At 73.0% G+C, this 23,841-nt stretch carries 17 protein-coding genes; 6 read left to right on the top strand and 11 right to left on the bottom strand.

The window, feature by feature from the left end:
* Nucleotides 1-334: 334 nt before the first annotated feature.
* Nucleotides 335-1,177, bottom strand: a complete 843-nt coding sequence (locus tag VFC33_08505) for an ABC transporter permease (GenBank protein ID HZR13277.1) — start codon at nucleotides 1,175-1,177, stop codon at nucleotides 335-337.
* A gap of 8 nt (nucleotides 1,178-1,185) precedes the next feature.
* The gene (locus VFC33_08500; GenBank protein ID HZR13276.1) at nucleotides 1,186-2,187 is read right to left on the bottom strand and encodes an ATP-binding cassette domain-containing protein; all 1,002 of its coding nucleotides are present in this window, start codon (nucleotides 2,185-2,187) and stop codon (nucleotides 1,186-1,188) included.
* Between the two features lie 38 nt (nucleotides 2,188-2,225).
* On the opposite strand from VFC33_08500, the gene VFC33_08495 reads away from it, so the two are divergent.
* Together VFC33_08495 and VFC33_08490 are read left to right on the top strand one after the other, a co-directional pair.
* Entirely contained in the window at nucleotides 2,226-2,699 is a 474-nt protein-coding gene (locus tag VFC33_08495) for a MarR family transcriptional regulator (protein HZR13275.1), read from the top strand.
* Nucleotides 2,700-2,804: 105 nt separating this feature from the next.
* The gene (locus VFC33_08490) at nucleotides 2,805-6,026 is read left to right on the top strand and encodes a SpoIIE family protein phosphatase (protein HZR13274.1); all 3,222 of its coding nucleotides are present in this window, start codon (nucleotides 2,805-2,807) and stop codon (nucleotides 6,024-6,026) included.
* A 15-nt stretch (nucleotides 6,027-6,041) separates the two neighbouring features.
* Here VFC33_08490 and VFC33_08485 read toward each other — a convergent pair whose 3' ends face one another.
* Nucleotides 6,042-6,389 (bottom strand): hypothetical protein, encoded by a 348-nt coding sequence (locus VFC33_08485; GenBank protein HZR13273.1) that lies wholly within the window; start codon nucleotides 6,387-6,389, stop codon nucleotides 6,042-6,044.
* 255 nt (nucleotides 6,390-6,644) lie between these two features.
* Here VFC33_08485 and VFC33_08480 point away from each other — a divergent pair, with 255 nt between their 5' ends.
* A complete protein-coding gene (locus tag VFC33_08480; GenBank protein ID HZR13272.1) occupies nucleotides 6,645-10,991 on the top strand; it encodes a cation-transporting P-type ATPase in 4,347 nt (1,448 codons plus the stop codon).
* Here the strand turns inward: VFC33_08480 and VFC33_08475 are convergent.
* Both VFC33_08475 and VFC33_08470 read right to left on the bottom strand, forming a co-directional pair.
* Nucleotides 10,883-11,212 carry a hypothetical protein gene (locus tag VFC33_08475; protein HZR13271.1) on the bottom strand — a complete coding sequence of 110 codons (330 nt, stop codon included), beginning with the start codon at nucleotides 11,210-11,212 and terminating at the stop codon, nucleotides 10,883-10,885. The genes VFC33_08480 and VFC33_08475 overlap by 109 nt on opposite strands.
* 116 nt (nucleotides 11,213-11,328) lie before the next feature.
* Complete coding sequence (locus VFC33_08470) at nucleotides 11,329-12,873, bottom strand: glycosyltransferase family 39 protein (protein HZR13270.1); 1,545 nt, start codon at nucleotides 12,871-12,873, stop codon at nucleotides 11,329-11,331.
* A gap of 75 nt (nucleotides 12,874-12,948) precedes the next feature.
* Between VFC33_08470 and VFC33_08465 the strand changes: the two genes are divergently transcribed.
* Nucleotides 12,949-13,914, top strand: coding sequence for a glycosyltransferase (locus VFC33_08465; GenBank protein HZR13269.1), 966 nt, complete (start codon nucleotides 12,949-12,951; stop codon nucleotides 13,912-13,914).
* A 340-nt stretch (nucleotides 13,915-14,254) separates the two neighbouring features.
* Here VFC33_08465 and VFC33_08460 read toward each other — a convergent pair whose 3' ends face one another.
* Together VFC33_08460 and VFC33_08455 are read right to left on the bottom strand one after the other, a co-directional pair.
* Entirely contained in the window at nucleotides 14,255-15,307 is a 1,053-nt protein-coding gene (locus VFC33_08460) for a phosphotransferase (GenBank protein ID HZR13268.1), read from the bottom strand.
* On the bottom strand, nucleotides 15,304-16,317 hold the full coding sequence (locus VFC33_08455; protein HZR13267.1) for a TIGR03617 family F420-dependent LLM class oxidoreductase: 1,014 nt from the start codon (nucleotides 16,315-16,317) through the stop codon (nucleotides 15,304-15,306). Before VFC33_08455 ends, VFC33_08460 begins: the two co-directional genes overlap by 4 nt.
* An 88-nt stretch (nucleotides 16,318-16,405) precedes the next feature.
* Between VFC33_08455 and VFC33_08450 the strand changes: the two genes are divergently transcribed.
* Complete coding sequence (locus VFC33_08450; protein HZR13266.1) at nucleotides 16,406-17,620, top strand: amidohydrolase family protein; 1,215 nt, start codon at nucleotides 16,406-16,408, stop codon at nucleotides 17,618-17,620.
* A 9-nt stretch (nucleotides 17,621-17,629) separates the two neighbouring features.
* Here VFC33_08450 and VFC33_08445 read toward each other — a convergent pair whose 3' ends face one another.
* The 4 genes from VFC33_08445 to VFC33_08430 all read right to left on the bottom strand — a co-directional run bounded on the left by VFC33_08445 (nucleotide 17,630) and on the right by VFC33_08430 (nucleotide 21,510).
* Complete coding sequence (locus VFC33_08445; GenBank protein ID HZR13265.1) at nucleotides 17,630-18,085, bottom strand: hypothetical protein; 456 nt, start codon at nucleotides 18,083-18,085, stop codon at nucleotides 17,630-17,632.
* 116 nt (nucleotides 18,086-18,201) lie between these two features.
* Nucleotides 18,202-19,458, bottom strand: coding sequence for a phytanoyl-CoA dioxygenase family protein (locus VFC33_08440; GenBank protein HZR13264.1), 1,257 nt, complete (start codon nucleotides 19,456-19,458; stop codon nucleotides 18,202-18,204).
* A 17-nt stretch (nucleotides 19,459-19,475) separates the two neighbouring features.
* On the bottom strand, nucleotides 19,476-20,810 hold the full coding sequence (locus tag VFC33_08435) for an ABC transporter substrate-binding protein (GenBank protein HZR13263.1): 1,335 nt from the start codon (nucleotides 20,808-20,810) through the stop codon (nucleotides 19,476-19,478).
* A gap of 37 nt (nucleotides 20,811-20,847) precedes the next feature.
* Nucleotides 20,848-21,510, bottom strand: coding sequence for a TetR/AcrR family transcriptional regulator (locus VFC33_08430; protein HZR13262.1), 663 nt, complete (start codon nucleotides 21,508-21,510; stop codon nucleotides 20,848-20,850).
* A 20-nt stretch (nucleotides 21,511-21,530) separates the two neighbouring features.
* On the opposite strand from VFC33_08430, the gene VFC33_08425 reads away from it, so the two are divergent.
* A partial coding sequence (locus tag VFC33_08425; protein ID HZR13261.1) for a glycoside hydrolase family 2 TIM barrel-domain containing protein occupies nucleotides 21,531-23,841 on the top strand: 2,311 nt, incomplete at its 3' end.

The raw sequence follows: 23,841 nt of genomic DNA, 5'->3' as shown, positions 1-23,841 counted from the left end.
CCAAACGGTAGCCGCCGCGCGGTGGCACCCCGACCACGCGCCGCGGATCGGACGAACCGTGCCGCGAACGCCTCAGATCGGGACACGGCCGGCCGATCAGGTGGCCTGCACACACTGCGGCGCACTCCCCCCGGCGCACGCAGCGTTCGAGACGGGGCCCCGTTCTTCCCCTCCGGGGCCTCGTCTCGCGTCCGGGCCCGCGTCGACCGCCCCTCGGGCCGAGCCGTCCCGCGCATCCGCGCACGGCTCGGCTTCGTCCGTGTCGACGGCTCCCTCGGGCCGAGCCGTCCCGCGCATCCGCGCACGGCTCGGCTTCGTCCGCCCGTGAAGCTGGTCAGCCCCGGCGGTAGCGCCGGACGGCGAGCGCGGTGAAGACCGTGACGATCACGATCCACCATGCGCCGAAGTGCCAGGCCGCGGTGTGCAGGTGCGTGTGACTGACGCGGGCCAGCTGCGAGTCGCCGAGCGCGAGGCCGCGCGCGGTGTCGATGGCGGCCGTGATCGGGTTCCAGCGCGCGAGCGGCTGCATCCACCCCGGCAGCGCGCGCACGGGCGCGAACGCGCTGCTCGTGAACATCAGCGGCAGGATCGGGATGAACACCGCTGCCTGGACGGTCTCCGGATCCCCGATCGCGAGCCCGACCCACGCCGAGAACGCGGTGAGCGCGACGCCGAACAGCACGAGCACGAGCGCCATGCCGATCGCGCCGCCGATGCCCGCGTGGAACCGGAACCCGATGGCGAGCGCGGCGACGATGAGGATGATGCTCTGGATCGCGAGGCGCGCGCTGTCGCTCGTCGTGCGACCGACGAGGAAGGCGGATCGCGCGATCGGCAGCGAGCGGAACCGGTCGACCATGCCCGTCTGCATGTCGTTGGCGATGCCGACCCCCGAGCCCATCGCTGCGAACGTCATGCTCTGCACGAGCACGGCGGGGACGACGAAGTCCTTGTAGCTGATCCCCGGCACGTGCGCGACGGCGGCGAACACGTACGCGAAGAGGATGAGCTGCATCAGCGGCTGGATCGTCGAGAACACGATGAGGCCCGTGTTGCGCAGCACGCGCCGGAGGTTGCGCCCGGCGACGAGCCCGATGTCCGCGAGCACACGCGCGGGAGGCAGCGCGGCGCGCTTCTCGGCTGTCGCGGCGTCGAACGTCGTCGTGACTGCTGCCATCGAATGCCTCAGCTCCCCATGGGCCGGCGCTTGCGCGGCGGCGCCGGTTCCGACCGCTGCTCCTCGGCGACGTGACCGGTCAGGCTCAGGAACACGTCGTCGAGCGACGGGCGTCGCAGGCCGAGGTCGGCGACCTCGACGTCGGCGGCGTCGAGCGCACGGACCGCCTCGACGAGCGCGGCCGAGCCTGCCGCGACGGGCACGACGACGCTGCCCAGGTCGCGGTCGATCGTGAGCTCACCCTCCGACACCTCGAACGCGCGCGCGAGCGCGAGCGCGGCGCGTGCCGTGGACGCGCGATCCGCGACGCGCAGGTCGAGCACGTCGCCACCGACCTTGGTCTTGAGCTCGTCCGCCGTCCCCTCGGCGATGATCCCGCCCGCGTCGATCACGCTGATCGTGTCCGCGAGCTGATCGGCCTCCTCCAGGTACTGCGTCGTCAGCACGATCGTCGTGCCACGCTGCTTCAACTCGATGATCACGTCCCACAGCTCGAGCCGGCTGCGGGGATCGAGACCGGTCGTCGGCTCGTCGAGGAACAGCACGGGCGGTGCGAACATCAGGCTCGCCGCGAGGTCGAGCCGGCGGCGCATGCCGCCCGAGTACGTGCGCAGGAGACGGTCGGCTGCGTCCGTCAACTGGAAGATGCCGAGCAGATCGGCGGCGCGCTCGCGCGCGGCACGCTTCGGCATCCGACCGAGCCGGCCGATCAGCACGAGGTTCTCGCGTCCCGTGAGCTCCTCGTCGACGGCCGCGTACTGACCGGTCAACCCGATCACGCTCCGGACGAGCTGCGGTTGGGTGACGACGTCGTAACCCGCGACGGACGCGCGGCCGCCGTCGGGATGCAGCAGCGTCGTCAGGATGCGGATCGTCGTCGTCTTGCCCGCGCCGTTCGGCCCAAGAAGACCGGTGACGAGGCCCTCGCGCGCCGTGAAGTCGACGCGGTCGAGCGCGGTGAACGTGCCGAACCGCTTGACGAGCTGCTCCGCGACGACGCCTCCGGACACGGACGCTGAATCTACAACATGGTGTAGCTTCTTCACTAATGCGCACCGCGACGCCGGCCGGAACCGTCCCCGAGGAGGCGCGCGACGACGCCCGCGATCAGGTGCTCGTGGAGCTCGTCAACCTCGCGCCGCTGCTCGAGCACCTCCGGACGGACGCGCTCCGCCGGCGCCGTCTCACCCAGGCCCGGGCCCGGCTACTCAACGTGCTCGCCGACTCGGGGCCGCTCGTCATGTCGGAGCTGAGCCGGGCGCTCGACGTGACGCCCCGTGCGGTGACCGGGCTCGTCGACGCCCTCGAGCGCGACGGGCTCGCCCGCCGCGTCGAGCACCCGTCCGACCGGCGCGCCACGTTCGTCGAGCTGACGGCGTCGGGCCGCCGGCTCACACGCGACTTCCGCACCGGCCTGCTGCGCTTCGCCGACGAGCTCCTCGGCGACCTGCGCGACCAGGACGTCCGCGCGAGCCTGCGCGTCGTCCGACACGTCCGCGAGGTCCTGGAGTCGCGCGCGTAGCCGTCCGGACCCTGTTCGCCACGCCGCGTCACGATCGCTCACCGTCCGGAGGCCCTGGGCCGCGCCACGAGTAATCACAGCCGGCCCGCGGCATGCTGGTCCGAGGTGACGACCAACCGCGCCGGCGAAGCACCGAGGGGAAGCGGCGAGTGGTGGGCCCGGCGGCTCGCGTCCGAGCCCGTCGCGGTCGTGGTCACCGACGAGCACGGCACGATCCGCCGGTGGGGCACGGAGGCGCAGCGACTCTACGGGTACACCGCGCAGGAGGCGCGCGGTGCCGACATCGCCGCGCTACTCGCACCGCCCGACACCGTGGACGACGCGCGCCGCGTGACCGCGCTACGCGTCGCGGGCGACATCACGCCGCGCCGCACGCGTGTCCGCTGTCGTGACGGCTCGATCCTCGAGCTCGTCACGTGCGTCGGTCGCGCGTTCGAGGACGGCGCGCCCGTGCTGGTCGGCGCGGGGCTCCCGGCCGGCGACGTCGACGGCCCGGTGGGGACACCGGACGCGACGACGGCCGAATGGCTGCGGGCAGCCGTGGCGCAGCACGCGGCGGCGCTGCGCGCATCGGACACCGCGGCCTCGCTCACCGCGTTGCAGCGCGTCGGCGCGCGTCTCGCCGGCGCGTCGAGCGCGGAGGACGTCGGCGACGTCGCGGTGAAGGAGACGTTGGAGGCCGTGGGCGCCGGCGCGGTCGCGCTGTTCGACACGGACGGGAAGGTCGTCGCGCGCGCGGCGTCCGGTGACGTCGACGACGCCGACGTCATCGCGGCGCGCGACCGCGCCCTCGTCGGCGCGCTCACCGCCGTGCACGCGCGGTGGCCCGCGGGGAGCCCTGCGTCGAGCGGCGCGGCACCCGTGAGCGCTCGGTGGCCGAGCGTCGCGAGCGTCCCGCTCAGCACGCAGCGCGGGCGCGTGGGCACGCTCGCCGTCGCGTTCGTCTCCGTCCGCCAGCTCGCCCTCGAGGAGCGGACGCTGCTCGAGGCGATCGGGGACGTCACCGCGCAGGCGCTCAGCCGCGCGCGGCTCGTCGACTCGGTCGACACGAGCAGCTCGCACGTCGACGCCCTCCAGCGCATCACGGCCGGTCTCGCCGCGGCGCGCACGCGCGACGACGTGGTGCACACGCTCTTCGTCGACGCGCTGTCGCTGACGGGTGCGGCGTCGGCCAGCGTGGCGCTCCTCGACGACGACCGCTTCGTCCTCCACGCGACCGCCGGCTACCACGACGACGTCGTGCAGGCATGGTCGGAGTTCCCCGCTGACGCCGACGTACCGACGACCGACGTCATCCGCAGCGGCGCGCCGGTCTTCGTGTCGACACGCGACGAGCTGTACACGCGGTATCCCCTGTTCCGCTCGCTGCCCGTCAACCCGGACACCAACGCGATCGCCAACCTCCCGCTGGCCGTCGAGGGCCAGCCCCCGTTCGGCGTGCTGCACATCGGGTTCCGGACGGCGCGGCGGTTCGTCCCCCGCGAGCGCGAGTTCCTCACCGCGGTGGCGAACCAGGCCGCGGTCGCGCTGCACCGCGTCGACCTCAACGCGGGCACGCTGGCCGCGCTCGCGGCGACCGCGCGGGCGCGCGAGCAGCTCGAGCGGAGGTTCACGACCGAGCAGACGGCACGCCTCGCGGCCGAAGCGATCCTGCTGGCGAACGACGACGCCGAGGTGGGCGACGACGGTCGCGGCACCGCCGCGGTCGCGCTCGAAGACGTGTTGGAGCGCGTCTGCACGCTGGTCGACGCCGACGACGTCACGCTGTTCGTCGTGTCCGACGACGTCCTCGTCCCGCGGGCGTCGACGGGCAGCGAGGCGCGCAGGGCGGCCGAGACGGTCGCCGCCCAGGTGGTCCGCACGCGGCGCGCGGTCGTCGGCAAGGCGACCGCAGCGGTGCCGCTCCTCGCGGGGGCGCGGGTCATCGGCGTGCTCACGGCGACGAATCGCGAGGCGACCGGCTTCGACGACGAGCGCGTCGAGCAGCTGACCGCGGTCGCGGAGCGCGTGGCGTGGAGCCTCGAGCGCTCCTCGCTCCTCGCGGCCGAGCGGCACGCACGCGCGTCTGCGGAGGCAGCGCAGGCGCGGATCACGCTTCTCGCGGAGGCGAGCCGCGTGGTCGCGTCGCTCGACGAGGACGCCGTGCTCGACGCCATGGCGCGCCTGGTCGTTCCCGCGTTCGCGGACTGGTCGTCCGTCTACCGCGACCGGGACGGCGCGCTCGAGCGCGTCGCGGGCTGCGTGTCGTCGCCCGAGGCCGACGCCGCGTCGCGCCAACTGCTCGGCCTCCTGCGCTTCGGGCACGACTCCGCCGCGCCGGTCATGCGTGTGTGGCGGACGGGCCGGACGCTGCTCGCGGGCGACACGCTGTCCGACGTCAGGCGGGTGCTGCCCGACGACGCGGTGCACCTCATCGAGTCGCTCGGCCTCGGGCCAGGCCTCTTCGTGCCCGTCAACGTGCGCGGCCGGACGATCGCCGTGCTGACGTTCGCCCGGCTCGCGGGGCGGCGACCCTTCGACGACGACGACATCGCGCTCGCCGAGGAGCTCGCCGTGCGCGTCGCGGTCAGCCTGTCGCACGCGCGCGCGTACGAGCTCGAGCGATCCGTCGCGGAGACGCTGTCCCACGCCGCACTGCCGCAGTCGCTCCCGCAGCCGCCGGGCTGGCAGCTCGCGGCGCGCTATCTCCCGGCTGCGCGCGGCGCCGAGGTCGGCGGTGACTGGTACGACGCGTTCCGGATCGACGAGTCACTCGCCGTCGTCGTCGGCGACGTCGCCGGTCACGGCGTCGCGGCCGCGCGCGTCATGACGCAGTTGCGCAACAGCATGCGGGCGCTCGCGCTGGACCATCGCACGCCCCTCGAGACCGTCGCGGGGACGGACGCCGTCGTCGCGGCGAGCGACGACCCGTCGACGTTCGCGACCGCGATCTGCGCGACGGTCGATCCGGCGACGGGCGCGTGCACGTGGGTGTCGGCGGGCCACCCCCCGCCGCTGCTCGTGACGGCCGACGAGGCGCGGTTCCTCGAGGGTCGCCCCGGCACACCCGTCGGGGTCACGTGGGCGACGCGCCCCCAGCACGACGTCGTCCTCCCCCACGACGCGTCGGTCGTGCTCTACACGGACGGGCTCGTCGAGGACCGTGAGACGCCCCTCGAGACCGGCTTGGAACGCCTGCGCGAGACGGCGGTCGAGCTCGCCCGGGCCGCGCCGGACGTGGACGCCGAGCGGCTCGTTGACGCGCTCGTCTCGCGACTCGCGAACCGGTCCGCGCGGGTCGACGACTGCTGCGTGTTCGTCGTCCGCCGCCGCGGCCCTTCGGCCTGACGTCGGAGCAGTTCGTCATCCGCCCTCTTCGAGGGCCTGACCGAACTCCTCCAACGCGTGGTTGCCGTGGTTGTCGGCAAGCGCCTTGCCGATCGCGAGGACGACCGCGATCGGCCATTCGACGATCTCGAGCGCGGCGAGCGTCGCGAGACCGGCGTACCACGCGAGATGGGCCGGCTCGGGCAGGACGACCTCGCCGATCACCGGCAGGTGGACGTCCAGGTTGATCCGCCGGACGGCGCGGTGCGCCGCCGCCCGCTGCCCGCGAGCATGGTCGCCGGCCGCCGCTTGCGGCGCAGTCGTCTTCTTCGCGGTCGTCTTCTTCGGGGTCGTGCTGCGCGCCGCGGCCTTCGGTGTCGCCATGCCGTCCCCTCCCTGCGCGGGATCTGCTATCGCGATGGTCGCGCAGCGGTTCCCACGGGGCGACGGCGCGACGTCGGGGTCGATTCCCCATCGAGCGCCGCCGGGTAACACGCGAGACAGACTCTGTCGACCCGTGGACGGCACGTGACCCTTCCGGCGCTCCCACTCCTCGCCCGTGTCAACCGTGCCGTTCGAGCGTCGTACGCGCGTCGGCCCCGGGTGTGGTGCTCGGCGAACCGCGCGTACGTCGAGATCGTGCAGCCACCGCCGGACGGCCTCGAGGAGCGCGTCGCAGCCGTCTCCGGTGTGCAGTGGGCGCGCGTCAACGCCGCCCTCGGTCGGCTCGTCGTCGCGTTCGACCCTTCGCGAGTAGCGGTCGCGACACTCGTCACGGTGGTCGACGAGACCGAACGCGACGCGGGTGCCGCGCGGACCCGCTCGCCGACGCGGCCGTCCTTCCCGGGCGACGTCGACGCGCTCCGGACGCACGGGATCGCGCTGCTCGCCGACGTCGGAGGCATCGCCGCCGCGGTGTCCGGCGCGTTGTTGCGCGCTGTGCCGTTCCCGATCGAGCTCGCGTCGCTCGTGGCCTTCATCGAGAGCCAGCCGCGTCTGCGTCGGATGGTCGCAGACGTCGTCGGCGGCGCGTCCACCGACACCCTGCTGGCGCTCGCGAACGCGTTCGGGCAGGGGCTCGCGCAAGGACAGCTCGGACTCGCCGTCGACGCCGCGCACCGGGTCGCGGCGATGGGCGAGACGGCGGCCGAGCGCCGGACCTGGACGGCGCGTGAACCCGAGCTCGCCGCGACGCCGCAGCGCGCGGCGGCCGGCGCGGTGCCGTGCGAACGCGCGGCGGCCCTCCCCCGCGGCCCGGTCGAGACCTACGCAGACCGGGCGACGATCGCGGCCGGAACCGGCTTCGCGGCCACGCTCGCGGCCACACGGCGGTGGAGGCGCGCGTCTGACGTCGCGCTCGCCGCGATGCCGAAGGCCGCGGGGATCGGGCGCGAGGGATTCGCGACCCAGCTCGGCCGGATCCTGGCCGAGCGGCGCGCGGTCGTGTGCGACCGTGACGCGCTCCGGCGACTCGATCGTGTCGACACGCTCGTCGTCGATGTCGACGCCACGTGGGCTCGGCGCCCTGCGCCCGCGCGCGTCGTTCCCCTCACCAAGGTCCCCGATTCCGAGATCACGGGTGCGCTCTACCGGCTCTTCGACCCGGAACGAGCGGACCGCGTCCGCGCCGACGACGGATGGATGCTCGGGCCGCTCGCCCGACTCGTGCGCGACGCCGCGGGCCTGACGACGCGACTCGGCGTCGCCGACCGCGACGTGCTCGGGCTCGCGCGCGGACGGCGTCTCGTCGCGGTCGTGCCGCTGACACGTCACGTCCACCCCGCGTTCGACACGCTCGCGGCGTCGGCCCGGCGGGCGTCGTGCGCACTCGTGCTCGCCGGCGAGCCGGACGAGTACGCGCGCCCGTTCGCGGACGACGTCGTCGCAGGCGGTGACGCGCTCGCCTCCGTCGTCGCGTCGCTGCAGCGCGATGGGCACGTGGTCGCCGTCGTGAGCGCCGCGCGGCGCGACGCGCTCGCGCGCTCCGACTGCGGGATCGGCCTGACCGTCCCCGGCGCGCCGCCGCCGTGGGGCGCGCACCTGCTCGTCGACGACCTCGCGACGTGTGCGTTCGTCGTGGAGGCGATCGGCACGGCGCGCGACGTCAGCCGCCGGAGCGTCCGCGTCGCGCTCGGCGGCGCCAGCGTCGCGGCGACCGTCGCGCTCACCGCGCCGCCGTTCCGGGCCGGCGCGCGCACGCTGTCCGTCGTCAACGGCGCGGCCGTGCTCTCGTTCGCGTCCGGCACGTGGTCCGCGCTCGAGCTGTCCCACCGCCCGCTGAGCCCGCCGGTGGACCGGACGCCGTGGCACGCGATGCCGCCGAGCGCGGTCCTGCACGTCCTCGGGTCGTCCGAGCACGGGCTGGCCACGGCCGAGGCGCGCCGTCGCCTGGCTGCTGCAGCGCGGCACGAGCGGACCGTCCAGCCGCCGCAGGTCACGCTCGGGCGCGCGTTTCTCGACGAGCTGTCGAACCCGTTGACACCCGTCCTCGCGGTCGGTGCCGGCGTGTCCGCGGCGATCGGCTCCCTGGCGGACGCGGCGGTCGTCGCGAGCGTGACCGGGCTCAGCGCGCTGTTCGGCGGCATCCAGCGGTCGGCGACCGAGCGGGCGGTCGCGCGGCTCGCGGAGCGGACCGCGACCCGCGCGTGGGTGGAACGGGACGGCCGGCCCGTGCAGCTCACCGCCGACGAGCTCGTCGCGGGCGACGTCGTCGCGCTCGACCCCGGCGACATCGTCCCGGCGGACTGCCGGATCCTGTCGTCGACGGGTCTCGAGACGGACGAGTCGAGCCTGACGGGCGAGTCGAGCCCGGTCGCGAAGCGGTCCGATCCCGTCGCGGCCGAGGACGTCGCCGACCGACGCTCGATGCTCTACGAGGGCACGACCGTCGCAGCCGGGCGCGGTCGCGCGGTGGTCGTCGCGACCGGCACCGCGACCGAGGCCGGCCGCAGCCTCGCGATGAGCCGGGGGGCGTCGCAGGGGTCGGCAGTGGACCGCCGGCTGCACGCGATCACTGCGCAGACGGTGCCCGTCGCGCTCGGCGCCGGCGCGGTGGTCGCCGCGAACGGCATCCTGCGCGGGTCGTCGCTCGCGCGCACCCTCGCCACGGGCGTCGGCCTGACGGTCGCGGCCGTGCCGGAGGGACTGCCCTTCCTCGTCACCGCGGCCCAGCTCGCCGCGGCGCGCCGGCTGTCGACCCGGAACGCGCTGGTGAAGAACCCGCGCAGCATCGAGGCCCTCGGCCGCGCGGAGGTCCTGTGCTTCGACAAGACGGGAACGCTGACCGAGGGACGGCTCCGGCTCCGCGAGGTGTCGGACGGGATCACGAGCGTCGGCGTCGGACGCTCGATGCGCGAGAGCTTCGCGACGATCCTGGTCGCCGCGGCGTGCGCGACGCCCCGACCCGACGGCAGTGACGTCCTCGCGCACCCGACCGACCAGGCCGTCGTCGACGGCGGGCGCCGCGCGGGCATCGACATCGCGGGCACGCACCCGCTCGCCGTCCTGCCGTTCGAACCCGCGCGCGGGTTCCACGCCACGCTCGTCGGCACGACTGCGGGTGCGTTCGTCTTCGTGAAGGGTGCGCCGGAGGTCGTCCTGCCGCGCTGCACGAGATGGACGACACGCGGCGACACGCGCGAGCTGGACACACGCGCGCGGCAGACGGTCGGTCGCGAGGTCGAGCGACTCGCGCGGCTGGGCCACCGCGTCCTCGCCGTGGCCCGGCGGAGCGAGCGACGATCGCCGGAGAGTTCGTCCGACGGCATGCTGTCCGACGACGACGCGCGCGACCTGGAGCTGCTCGGGTTCCTGGCGATCGCCGACGCGCCGCGGCGGAGCGCGACCAAGGCGCTGCAGCGGCTGCGCGACGGTGGCGTGCAGCTCGTCATGATCACCGGTGACCACCCGAGCACCGCGCAGGCGATCGCGAGCGAGATCGGCCTGCTCGACGGCGGAGTCGTCCTCACCGGGGCCGACGTCGCGACGCTCGACCGCGCGGCGCTCGACGCGCTCCTCCCCGACGTCGCGGTCTTCGCGCGCGTGAGCCCGACCCAGAAGGTCGACATCGTGCGCGCGTTCCAGCGGACCGGTCGCGCCGTCGCGATGACGGGGGACGGCGCGAACGACGCGCCCGCGATCCGGCTCGCGGACGTCGGGATCGCGCTCGGTCCCCATGCGACATCCGCCGCACGCGCCGCGGCGGACGTCGTGGTCGGTGACGACCGGCTCGAGACGATCGTCGCCGCGCTCGTCGAAGGACGGGCGATGTGGGCGTCCGTGCGCGACGCGCTCGCGATCCTGCTTGGCGGCAACCTCGGCGAGATCGCGTTCACCGTTGCCGGCGCGCTCGTCGGCGGGCGCCCGCCGCTGAATGCGCGTCAGCTGCTCCTCGTCAACCTCCTGACCGACCTCGCGCCTGCGCTCGTGCTCGCGACGCGGCCGCCCGGCGAAGCGTCCACGTTGCTGCGCGAGGGTCCCGACTCGTCGCTCGGCGGCGCGCTGACGCGTGACGTCCTCGTGCGCGCGGCGACGACGTCACTCGGAGCGACGACCGCGTACGTGATCGGACGGCTCACCGGGCGGCCGGCGCGTGCGCGCTCGATCGGGCTCGCCGCGCTCGTCGGCACGCAGCTCGCCCAGACCGCCGCGATCGCGGGCCGCGACGTCCGCGCGATCGCGTCGATGGGAGGATCCGCCGCCGCGCTCGTCGCGGTCGTGCAGACGCCCGGGATCAGCAGGTTCTTCGGGTGCACCCCGCTCGGGCCGGTGGGATGGGCGACGGCGACGGGCGCGGCGGTCGGAGCGACCGCGCTCGGCGCGCTCGTGTCGACCGTCGCCCCGATCGCGCTCCCCGCGGTGCCGGCTCCGGCCGGCCCTCAGGAGACGCCGTGGATGGAGCCCGTCCCCCGCTCGAGCACGCCGTCGCCGTCGTCGGCAGTCGCCGCGACCGGTACGACGAAGCTCGCCACACCGACCAGGACGTAGGCGACCAGCACCGCGACCGAGACGAGGACGGGATCGGCCACGAACGTCCACAGCAGCCCGGTCCGGATCCCGCCCGCGACGTGGACGGCGGTCAACGGGAACCTTCCGCCCGCGAACGCGACGGCCGTCGACCACACGACGCCGAGCCCGGCACCGAGCGCGACGAGGTTCCCGCAGAGCTGGCCGATGGCCTGGATCTCGGGTGCATCGCGCCTGCGCATCGTGCCGTCCGCCCCCCGTCGGCTCTGGTCCGCAACGTCGTCGATGCTCCCACACCGACCACGTGCCGTCGCAAGCCCGCGCGCTCCGTGCGCAGGTTCGGGAGGCGGGACGAGCCTCATCGCCCGTTCGGGAAGTACACCATGCCGCCGAAGCGCCCCTTGCTGAGCAGCTGGCGCGGCCGCACCGGCACGGGCTGCGCCGCCGCGTACCGGTTGAGCGTGAAGCCGTCGAACTCGATCTTCGCCACGAGGAGGAAGTGGGGCTGGAGCGACTTCGGCAGCAGCGGGAAGAAGAACACCTCGCACGCGAGGCCGGACCACCGACCGCACCGCTGCTTCGGCGGCGGGACGTGGTACAGGAGGTCGATGCGGCGGACCCGGACGGTCTTGTTCCGGGCGACGACGTCGGGATGGTGGGCGTAGCGCAGCAGCGGCTGCCCGAGATAGTCGTCGACGACGACCACCCGGTCGCCGCCGCCGGTGGCGAGCACCTTCGACACCGCGCGCCAGTCGGGCTTGTGGAGCGTCGAGCCGGTGGCGCTGTCGACGACGAGCCCGGTCCACAGCGCGCACAGCGCGAGCGCCGCGGCGACGCCGACCCAGCCGGCGCGACGGGCGCCGAACCCGATCGCGGCCGCGAGGAAGAGCGGGAGCACCAGCGCGATCAGGTACCGGCCGAGCACGAGGTCCGTCCCGATCGCGGCGAGCAGGAGCGCGAGCACGAGCCCGCCCACCACGAGCGCGCTCATGACGAGGGCCGTAGAACGCTCGCGGGGGCGACCCCTCCACACGACGAGCACGATCGGAGCCACGAGGAGCGCGGCGACGAGCGGCCACCAGTGGTCGAGCGGCTCGGGGATGCCCAGCAGGAGCTGCCGGCCCGTCTCCGCGAGCCGTTGGCTCAGCGGCCAGTCCGCGATCCAGTTGTGCTTCTTGCTCTGGACCTCGGCGAGCACGAGGAGCGGGACCGCGGCCACCACGATGGGCAGGGCACCGAGCGCGACCCGGCGCCACGGCCGGTGCGCGAGCAGGAGCCACACCGCCTCGGGGACGATCAGGACGGCCGCGAAGTAGTGCGTCGCGAGCGCCGCGGCGGACGCGAGCCCCCAGAGGAGGAAGTCGGTGTCCGTCTCGGCCTCGACCGCCCGGGCGCAGAAGTACAGCGACACCGACGCGAGGAACACGAGCAGCGCGTAGGAGCGGGCCTCCTGGGAGAACCAGACGAACAGCGGGCTCACCGCCACGAGGAGGGCGACGATCCGGGCGACCCGCGCGCTCTGGTGGAGCCGCCGGGCGACGAGGTACGCCATCGGGACGGTCGCGATGCCGAAGACGGCCGAGAGCGAGCGCACCGCCGCGTCGCCGTGACCGACCACCCGGACCCAGCCCCACTCCAGCACGTAGTACAGGGGCGGCGTGCCCTCGACGTGCCCTAGTGTCGTGAACAACATTCGGCCGAGCCCGTGGGACACGTCGACCGTCGTCAGGTACTCGTCGAACCACAGGCTCTGTGCACCGATCCTCCAGAACCGGAGGAAGGCGGCGAGCACGATGACGCCGAGCAGCGCGACGTCGATCCGATCCGGCAACCCGTGTGCGGCCCGGCCTGGCGCGAGCTCGTCGGGTGCCGCGTCCTCGGTCACGCCGACGACGTGCGCCATGGAGCAGGGACACTATCGAACCGCGTGTCGCGTGTCCCTCGCGCGCCCGGGCGGTCACGAGGAGGGGGCCCGGGGATGACGACGGGCTGGAGCCTCCGCGTGCTCACCCCGACGTACTTCGACGTCGAGAGCCTGCTCCAGCTCCGCGCCCGGCTCGTGGAGCTGCTGCAGGACCCGGCGGCACGCGACGGCGTCCCCGCGCCCGACCGGACCAGCTTCACGGTCGTCGACGACTCCGCCGGCCACGACCCCGCGATCGCCCGCCTGTCCGACTTCGACGACGTGACCGTCGTGTCGCCTCCGTTCAACCTGGGCCACCAACGGGCGATCGTGTACGGGCTGCGCTCGCTCGCGGATCACGTGAAGCCCGACGAGATCGTGGTCACGATGGACTCGGACGGCGAGGACCGTCCGGAGGACGTCGTCCGGCTGGTGCGCCCGCTCCTCCAAGACCCCGAGAACCCCTGGACGGTGTCGATCGCGCGCCGGACGCACCGCAAGGAGAGCCCGTCCTTCAAGGCGCTCTACCTCGGGTTCCGGATGCTGTTCCGCCTCCTCACCGGCCGCGAGGTCCGGTCCGGCAACTACGCGGCGCTCCACGGCGAGTACGTGCGCCGCATGATCAAGCACCCGTACTTCGATCTCTGCTACTCCGCCACGCTCATCAGCCTCAACCCGTCACCCACGTACGTGCCGTGCGCGCGCGGCGAGCGCTACGCCGGGCAGTCGCACATGGGCATCGAGAAGCTGCTCAACCACGGTGTCCGCATGCTGATGCCGTTCGCGGACCGCATCGCGATCAGGTCGCTCGCCTTCTTCAGCGTGCTGGCCGCGTGCACGACGGTCTTCGCGGCGGTCGTGCTCGGCGCGTACCTCGGCGCGGGATGGCACGCACCCGCGTGGGCCGGGTGGGTGATCGTCGGCGGCGCGGTCGGGTCGTCGCTCGCGCTCGTCAACTTCCTCGTGCTGTTCTCGGGGTTCGCCCAGTCGAGCGCGCTGTCGCTGCGCCGGCTCGACCCGTGGCGACCGCCCGACCTCTGACCGACCGCGACCCGTCGAGCTGCTCTCAGGCCGTGTAGCGGCTCGTCCACTGCGAGACCTGGTTGCGGACGAGCGTCTCCGCCGCCCGCGCGCGTTCGGGCGCGGCGTTCAGGTCCGCGTCCGTTCGCAGCACGCGCACCGAGGTCGAGGCGCGGTCGGGGACCTCGGAGACGAGGTCGGCGGAGACCCGTGACGTCCTGTCCCGTGTACGGCGACGGAAAGGCATGGCGCTGGCCCGCCTCCTCTCGTCCCTCGTCCGGCGATCCGTGTCGGTGCCCTCTACCCGCGTGCCCGCCGGGCGATGCACCACCCGCTCGTAACCACACCGGCGCGCGCCGTGTCAGCCGAGGAGCGACTCGAGCAGCCCCGCGCTGTCGAGGTGCGCGCACGCCGCGGTCGCGCGGACGGTCCCGCCCAGCCCGACGCTGATCGGCTGCCATCGCGAGCCCATGCCGGCCGTGGAGGTCGCCGCGACCCAGGAGTACACCGCGTGGAGGCGGTACTGGTCCCACGCCACGGCCGGGTCGAGCGCGACGCCGCCGCGCGCGAGCAGCTCGCAGTAGCGATCGACGAGCTCGCGCTCGATCACCTCGCGCACGTCGGCCGGTATCGAGTTGCACAGGACGTACGCGACGTCACGCACGCCGGGGGCGCGGCAGACGACCGCCCAGTCCAGGAAGCCGGTCCGGCTCCCGTCGACGAACAGGTTCCCGAGGTGCGAGTCGCCGTGCACGAGCGTGCCCGGGCCTTCACGCCAGAGCTGGACGATGTCGGCCGTGCGCGCGACGTAGATGCGCGCGATCCGGTGGAACGACTCGTCGATCCGGTCGCCCAGCACGTCGACCGCGCGCTCGATGAACCGTCCACCACCTTCGCCGCCGCGCATCGCGCGTCCGGCGAGCCATTCGAGGTCGCCCCCTTCGTCGAAGCGGGCCGACTCCCAGTACCGGGTGTGAAGCGCGGCGAGCTGCTCGACGATGTCGCGCGCACGCGCGGCGATGTCTCGATCGTCGGGACTCGGGAAGGCGCAGCCCGCCGCCACGAGATCCTCGAGGACCATCACGTAGTCGCGCCCGTCGGTCTCTGCGTACCAGACGCCCGGCACGCGCACGGGGACCTCGCCCGCGACGTCGCGGTAGAACCGCGCCTCGGCGACGCCCATACCCGTCCGCTCCACGAACGCGCGCTGCCGCGCGCCGAACGGCGCGAGCTTCACGAACACCGTCGCGGGCACGCCGGGCTCGCCGCGCAACGCGACGCGCGCGCGGCCCGTCGTGCCCGAGCTGGCGTCGACGACGGTCGCGTCGGTGACGTCGCGCTCGAGCACCTGCGAGAACCACGCCGCGGTCAGGTCGTCGACGTCGACGGGCAGCCCGGTCTGCGCGCCGCTCACGACGCTGCCCTCATCGCCGCGACGAAGTCCGCGAGCAGGTCGTCGCCGGCCGGGTAGCCCGGGAAGTACGCGCACACGCGGTCGCAGTCGCCGTAGCGCGCCACGATCTCGGCCGCCACGGCGTCGGGCGTGCCGTGGACGGCGAGCGTCGCGACCATCTCGTCGGTGATCAGCGACGGCATCGTCGCCCACTCGCCCCGCTTCGACCGCGCGTTCAGCTCGGGCTGCAGCTCGCCCCATCCCTCGACGTCGAGGACGGGACGGTACGCGGGTGTCGACCCGTAGAACGCCAGGAGCCAGCGGACGTTGCGCGCGGCGGCGAGCTCTTCGTCGTCGCGGCCGACGCCGACGATCACCTCCGCCGTCACCTCGACGTCGTCGCGCGTCCGGCCGGCCGCCCGCAGGCCCGCATCGATCGCGGGCCAGGTCCGCTCGCGCATGTGCCGGGCGCTGTTGAACGGCATGACGAGGACGCCGTCGGCGACCTCGGCCGCCATCTCGCACATCCGGGGTCCCAGCGCGCCGACGAGCACCTTGGGGACGCCGAACGGGTTCGGCCCGGGGTCGAACGCCGGCGTCATCAGCGTGTGCGTCGTGTACTCGCCGCGGAACTCGACCCGGGTCCCGTCCTGCCAGCTCCGCAGGATCGCCTTCGTCGCCTGCACGCTCTCCCGCATGTGCGCGACGGGCGATCCCCAGCGCGCGCCGTAGCGCTTCTCGACGTGCGCGCGGACCTGCGATCCGAGCCCGAGCCGGAACCGGCCCTGCGACAGCAGGTGCAGGTCGTACGCGGCGTGCGCCATGTGCATCGGGCTCCGCGGGAACGCCATCGCGACGTTCGTCATCAGGTCCAGCGAGCAGACGGGCGCCGCGGCGACGAGGGGGAAGAACACGTCGTGCGCGTTCTCGAACGTGAACACCCCGTCGACCCCGACGCGTTCGAGCGCGCGGGCACGCTCCGCGGCGTCGAGCACCGAGGTCGCGAGCAGCATGTCGATCTTCAACGGCACGGCCCGTCATCCTCCCGATCCGGACCGCTACGTTGACATGGACGCCGCGCGCGGGTCATGTGCTCCCCTCGGAGGTAGCGCCATGGTGATGGCGACGGACGACCACTACACGATCATCTCGGCCGACTGTCACGCCGGCGCCAACCACGCGACGTACCGGTCGTACCTCGAGTCGAAGTACCTGGACGACTTCGACGCCTGGCGCGCCAGGTACAAGAACCCGTTCCGCGATCTCCAGGACGGGGGGCGCGTGCGCAACTGGGACAACGAGCGCCGCCGCGGCGATCTGCACGCCGACGGTCAGGTCGCGGAGGTCGTGTTCCCGAACACCGTCCCGCCTTTCTTCCCGAGCTTCGTGCTGTTCGCGCGTCCACCTCGGCCCGACCAGTACGAGCACCGCCTCGCCGGCATCCGCGCGCACAACCGTTGGCTCGCCGACTGGTGCGCCGAGTACCCGAACGAGCGCGCGGGCATCGGGCAGATCTTCCTCAACGACGTCGACGACGCCATCGAGGACCTCCACTTCATCAAGGAGCACGGCTTGCGTGGCGGCGTGCTCATCTCGGCTGTCCCGCCGGACGCCGACTCCGTGAAGCCGCTGTACGACCCGGTGCACGACCCCGTGTGGCGGACCTGCGAGGAGCTCGAGATCCCCGTGCACTCGCACGGCGGCACCGGCCTCCCCGACTACGGCGACTACCCCGTCGCGAACCTGCTCTACGTGATGGAGGCACTCTTCTACTCGCAGCGGCCGTTCGTGCAGCTGATGCTGTCGGGCGTGTTCGAGCGGTTCCCACGCATGCGGTTCGTGATGACCGAGCTCGGCTGCGCGTGGGTGCCGCCGTTGCTCAAGCAGATGGACGCGACGATCGACCGCATCCGCAAGACCGGACGCACGGGCGAGCTCGCGTACGGCGAGGAGCACAAGCTGCCGCGCCTCGCGAGCGAGTACTTCGCGCAGAGCTGCTACATCGGCGTGAGCCAGCCCGGTCCGGCGGACGTCGACGCGATGCGCACGCTCGGGCTCGACCGGATGATGTGGGGCAGCGACTACCCGCACAACGAGGGCACCGGTCCCTACACGCGCGAGCACCTGCGCCAGCAGTTCCACGACTGGGATCCCGACGCCCTCCAACAGGTCCTGGCCGTTACCGCAGCAAGCCTCTACGGGTTCGACCTCGACGCCCTGGACCCGCTCGCACGTGAGTACGGGCCGACGGTCGGCGAGATCGCGCAGCCGCTCACGGAGCTCCCGGACGAGCCGAACGAGGCGTTGCTCCGGGGCCGGCGTCGGGCGAGCTGAGCGGCCCGACTACCAGACGGCTCGTTCGGGGTCGTCGACGGTCGCGTCGCGCCGCTCGGCCTCGTTGAGGTCGACCTCTCGGTCCTGGCCCCGCGTCGGATCGAACGTGCCGCCGAGCACCTGGTCACGCGCCGGACCGACGGCACGCGGCGACGCGACGGCGTCGAGCGTCGTCGCCAGGTGCTCGATCGCTTCGCTGAGCGCGCGCCGCTCCACGCGGTCCTCCTCGATGCGCCGGGCGAGCAGGTCGTATGCGTCGGAAAAGCGGTCGAGCGCGCGGACGAGATCGGCGTCGCGCGCGTCGATCTCCGCGCGTGATGCCTCGAACCTCCGGACGAGATCGGCCATCTGGTCGCGCACGTCGAGGTCCTTGCGCAGCCGCCCCTCGACGATCGCGACCGCGTCGACGACGCTCGCGCGCATCTCCGCCCGGGCCCGGCCCATCTCGTCGTGGACCGCCTGCACGAGCTCCGTACGCGAACGACTCCGCCGGCGGAATCTCACGTTCGGCAACGGTCCGCCTCCCACCCGGATCGAGATCGGCCCACCGTACACGGCGGGACGCTTCCCGACGGCGTGGGTCAGAGCTCGTGGGTCGCCATCCGCCCGGGCAGGTGACCCTCGCGCTGACGACCGACGACGTGGTCGTTGAGCGCGGCACGATCGCGGCGCACCTGCACAGCGTCGACGTCCGGCCGGTGGTCGCCGGGGCGCGGCGCGAGACCGAAGCCCGTGTACACGACGCGCCGTTCGGCCGAGACCGGCGGGCGGCTCATGTGCAGGGTGCACGAGCAGTGCACGGTCAGGTCGCCGGTGCGCGTCGGCAGCGGCACGCGCGGCAGGTCGAGCCCGTCCACACCGAGCGGCGCGACGTTCGCGCGGTGCGAACCCGCGACCGCGCCGAGCTCGCCGTTCTCCTGGGTCGCCCCGGTCACCGAGATGCCGACCGTCAGGCCGCAGCAGTGCCGGCTGTGACCGCCCATCGCGCAGTCCTTGTGCCAGCTCACGTCGGAGATGCCCTCGACGACGCCGACCTTCTTGTGCAGACCCTCGGCCGAGTCGCCGACATCGGGGTCGCGCGGGACGAAGCGGTCGTCGGTGAACGTCCCGATCGTGCGGAACCGCTCGTCGTGCAGCAGCTCACGGAGCGCGGGCGACTTCTGGTTGAAGCCGAGGATGCGCGACGCGTACCACTCCCCGTCCGCGGTGCGCGCCCACCAGGACGCGCCGTCGTCGCGTTCGGCGCTCGCGATCGCGTCGTCGAGGTCGGCGGAGACCGCGGCCATCTCGGCCTCGGTGAAGACGTTCGCGATGTGCAGGAAGCCGGCTTGGGCGAGGAAGTGACCAATCTCCTCGGGCGAGTCGTCGAGCGTGAAGGCGCGGTCCAGGTCGAGCGCTCGACCGCCGCGGTCGCGAACGTCGATCGTGCCCGTCTCGTAGACGGCGCGGCCGTCGAGCAGCGCGCGCAACACCGGCTCCCACGCGACGAAGTCGTCGACCGCGCCCTGTCGCATCGTGGCCCGACCCGTCATCTGCAGCCCGAACGTCGACGCGACGTCCTGCACCAGGTCGGAGAAGGCGTCCCGGTCGAGCGCCACGACCAGCGCGTCGCCGCCCGCACGACGCAGGTCGAGCCGTCCGTCGTCCGCCACCGCGAACGTGAACGGCTCCTCGTCGACGACCAGCGTCAGCGGGACCAGCCCGAGCCGGTCGGCGGCCCTGGCCGCGTCGATGCCGTTCGCGTCGCGCAGGAGCGGGAGCTGCTCCCGTACGAACGTGGCCGGATCGAGCGCCACGGCGTCGCCGTCGAAGCGCGTGCGGAAGTCGACCGTGACCATGAGGCCTCCTCGGGCGGTCATCGGAGCGTGAGCGGCGCGCCGATCGGGATGAACTCGTCGATGTTCGAGTTCGGCTTCCACCTGGGGTCGTGCTGCTCCAGCTGGAACGTGTCCTGCGCGTCGAGCTTGCCGGGACCGAACGACGCCACCGGCGCGACCGGCGAGGAGAACCTGCCGATCGACTCCACGCCCTTCAGCCACGTCTGCTGGTTCAGGTCCTTGCCGGCCGCCTTCGCGCCGTCGACGAAGATCTGCATCGTCGAGCATGCGGCCTGCATCGCGGCGTTCCCCGTCGAGTGGCCCAACGCGGTCTCCTCGCGCTGGGTCTTGATATCGATGCCGGTCGCCTGCTTGTAGACCGCGCGGCAGCGCTGCATCTCCGGCGTGTTGAACCCGGCGTCGGGGTCCGCCGACACGCTCAGGCCCCCGATGAACGGGAACTTGTCGAACGGGTTCGTGTACGCACCGGGCGTGACGTACGACGTGCTCGGCACGTAGATCGAGGGATGCCAGCCGACGGCGTCGTAGTTCGCCGCCTGCGGCGTGCCGCCGACGAGGATCAGCGCGTCCGCGTGCTCGTCGCGGAACCGCTGCGCGACGACGCGCTCCTGCGCGTTGAACGCCTGCGTGTCCGACGCGAGGACGTCGATGACCGCGGTGCTGACCGCCTTCGTGCCGGCCGCGTCCAACGCCTTGACGGTCAGGTCGACGAGCGGCTTCGAGTCGGGCGTCTGGCCCTCGATCGCGACCGTGTGACCCTTCAGCCGTCCCTGCTGCGCGAGCAGCGTGACGAGGGCCTTGATCGACCGTTCGTCGCTCGCGCCCGGGATCACCCACGGCGCGCGCGCCTTGGCCAGCGTCGCCTGGTTGAACCCGCTGTACGCGCCGACGAGGATCGTCGCGTGCTGCTGGGTGACGCACAGGTTGTTGTCACCGATGAAGCCGCCCAGCACCGCGAACACCTTGTCGTCCTCGGTGAGCTGCGTGCACGCCGTGATCTGCGGCGTGTTCGAGAGCACGTCGTACTTGGCGGTGAACAGCTCGAGCTTGCGACCGTTGATCCCGCCGCGCTCGTTCACGTCGTCGACGAGCGCCTTGATGACCTTGTCGTACGGCCCGTTGTCGACCTTGATGACACCCGTCTTGGCGAGCGCGGCGAGATCCGGATAGGAGAACCCGATCCGGATCGCGCCCGCGGTGACGCCCGTCGCGGACGTCGATGCCGCGACGGCACCCGACGTCGCGCTCGAGGAACCCTGGCTCGAGCTCTTGCTCGAGCACGCGGCACCGACGAGCGCCGCGAGCGCGAGCGCGAGCACGACCACCCACCGCCGGCCGGATCGAATGGACATCAGCGGACCCTCCCCCGAGGTCGTCGCGAGACGTGAGTCAGAGCAGACCGTGCAGCGCGTCGTCGATCGCGACGCGCAAGCGGTCGGCGTCGGGCAACGGCACGCCCGTCGATTCCTTCATCGCGATCCCGGCGTTGAGCGCGGCGATGAGCCACGCCGCGGTGTCGGGATCGCGTGTCTCCGACGCGGCGTCACGTATCCGCGCGTGCCGGTCGAGGTACAGCGCGGCGAGGCCCGCGGCGACGTCGGGGTCGTGGCGCGCCGCGGCCGCGGCGTCGACCTCGAGCACACGGATCTCGCGTCCCGGTTCGTCGAACATGAGCGCGATGCCGGCCGCGGGATCGGCCGCCGCCGCCTCGAAGTCGACCGCGTGGTCCCGCTCGGCGACCTTCGCGCGGATCACCTCGACGAGCAGCTGTCCCTTCGACCGGAAGTGCCCGTAGAGCGCGCCCTTGGTCAGCTTCGCGGCCGCCGCGATGTCCCGCGTCGACACCGCGCTGTAGCCGCGCTCGACGAACAGGCGCGCGGCGACGTCGACGAGGCGACGGCGGGTCGACGCCGACTTCGGCGTGCGGGGCGGGTCCGGCGGGACGAACGCCCGGCGGGTGGCATGCGGTGTGACCGGCACTGGGGTGTCCTCGTACGTCGGCCCGGCGTGTTTCGACCGCTGGAATATAGACCACTGGTCGAAACCGTGCACGGACCGGTAGCGTCCGGCTCGTGCGCCGCACTCCGTTCGACGACGGCTGGTCCGTCCGGCCGAAGACGAACCGCTTCGCCGAGCTCGCCGGCGAGACCGCACCGTGGACGCCGGTCACGCTCCCCCACGACGCGATGATCGGAACCCCGCGGTCGCCGTCCGCGAGCGCGGCAACCGGCTTCTTCAGGCCCGGCGTCTGGGAGTACCGCCGCACGCTCCACCTCCCGGCCGGGGATGCCGGCACGACGGTCGTGCTCGCGTTCGAGGGCGTGTACCGCGACGCCGTCGTCTGCGTGAACGACACCGTCGCCGCTCACCGGCCGTACGGGTACTCCAACTTCTTCGTCGCGATCGAGCATCTGCTGCGCGTCGGCGAGCCGAACGAGATCCGCGTCGAGGCGCGCGCGCACGACGACTCGCGCTGGTACCCGGGGGCCGGCATCCACCGCGACGTGTGGCTCCTGCAGGCGGGGCGCGTGCATCTCACACCCGACGGCCTCGACGTCCGCACTCCCGAGATCGACGACGACGGTGCGGTCGTGGTCGTCGCGGCGGTCGTGCGCAACGCATCCGTCGCGACCTCGCACCCGACGCTGCGCGCGGACGTCATCGACGCGGACGGTCGGCTCGTCACGACCGCCGAAACACCGGTGACGACGTTCCCCGGCGACTGCCTCACGGTGAGGCAGCGACTGTTCGTCCCGCGCGCCCACCGATGGAGCCCGGACGACCCGTACCTCTACCGTTGCCGCGTCACGCTCCTCGATGGCGGTGACGTCTTCGATGACGACTCGACGGCGTTCGGGATCCGCTCGCTCGCGCTCGACCCCGAGCGCGGGCTGCGGATCAACGGCGAGCCCGTCCTCTTGCGCGGCGCGTGCATCCACCACGACAACGGGCCGATCGGCACCGCGACGATCGCGCGCGCCGAGGAACGGCGGGTCGAGCTGTTGCAGGCGGCCGGCTTCAACGCGATCCGCAGCGCGCACAACCCGATGAGCTCGGCGATGCTCGACGCGTGCGACCGGCTCGGCATGCTCGTCATGGACGAGACGTTCGACATGTGGACCGTCTCGAAGTCCGACGACGACTACGCGCTGCGGTTCGAGCAGTGGTGGGAGGCCGACGTCGAGGCGATGGTGCGCAAGGACGTCAACCATCCGTCCGTGATCCTCTACAGCATCGGCAACGAGATCCCCGACGGCTCGGCCCCTGCCGGTGCGCGACGCGGGCGCGCGATCGCCGAGAAGGTCCGATCGCTCGACGACACGCGCTTCGTGACGCAAGCCGTCACCGGGTTCCTCGTCGCGGGGCGCGAGATCGGCGAGGAGATCCGGCGGACGTTCACGGACGGAACCGTGTCCGTGCCCGCGGGCGAGGAGACGGGCGTCAACACCATGGCGACCGTGCTCGGCGACGCGATGACGCGGGCGATGCGCGCGCAGTTCGTGACCGACAAGACGGCCGAGGCGTTCTCGTGCCTCGACGTCGCCGGGTACAACTACATGGAGACGCGCTTCGAGCTGGATCGCGAGCTCTTCCCGCAGCGCGTGATCGTCGCGACGGAGACGCATCCGCCCGCTATCGACACCGGCTGGTCGGCCGTGACGCGCATTCCTCAGGTCATCGGGGACTTCACGTGGACCGGCTGGGACTACCTCGGTGAGGCCGGCATCGGGCGAGTCGAGTACGGCGAGCCACCGAGCGCGTTCGGCATGGCGGCGTTCCAGGGCGCCTATCCGTGGCTCACGGCGTGGTGCGGTGATCTCGACATCACGGGTCACCGGCGACCGCAGTCGTACTACCGCGAGATCGTCTTCGGCCTGCGCGCCGACCCGTACGTCGCGGTCCGGCCGCCCGCGCACCACGGCGAGCCGATCGCGGCGTCGACGCCGTGGTCGTGGAGCGATGCCGTCGCGAGCTGGACGTGGCCGGGGTTCGAGCAGGAGCCCGTCGTCGTCGAGGTGTACGCGGACGCCGACGAGGTCGAGCTGCTCGTGAACGGCCGGTCGCTCGCCCGTGCCGCGGTCGGTCCCGCTCGCCGGTACCGCGCGGAGATCGAGACGCGCTACGAGCCGGGGACGCTGGAGGCCGTCGCGTTCCGTGGCGGTGCGGAGATCGGGCGCGCGTCGCTGCGCTCCGCGTCAGGGCGACTGCAACTGCGCGCGGAGGTCGATCGCGACGAGATCGGCGCGGACCCGTCCGACCTGGCCTTCGTCACGCTCACGCTCGTCGACGAGCAGGGAACGACGGACACGAGCGCCGACCGGAAGGTGACGGTCGAGCTCGACGGTCCCGCCGCGCTCCAGGGCTTCGCGAGCGCGGACCCTC

It is taken from the genome of Acidimicrobiia bacterium, from assembly GCA_035651955.1.
Classification (GTDB): domain Bacteria; phylum Actinomycetota; class Acidimicrobiia; order IMCC26256; family JAMXLJ01; genus JAMXLJ01.
This window is presented reverse-complemented; position numbering and strand designations above follow the sequence as displayed.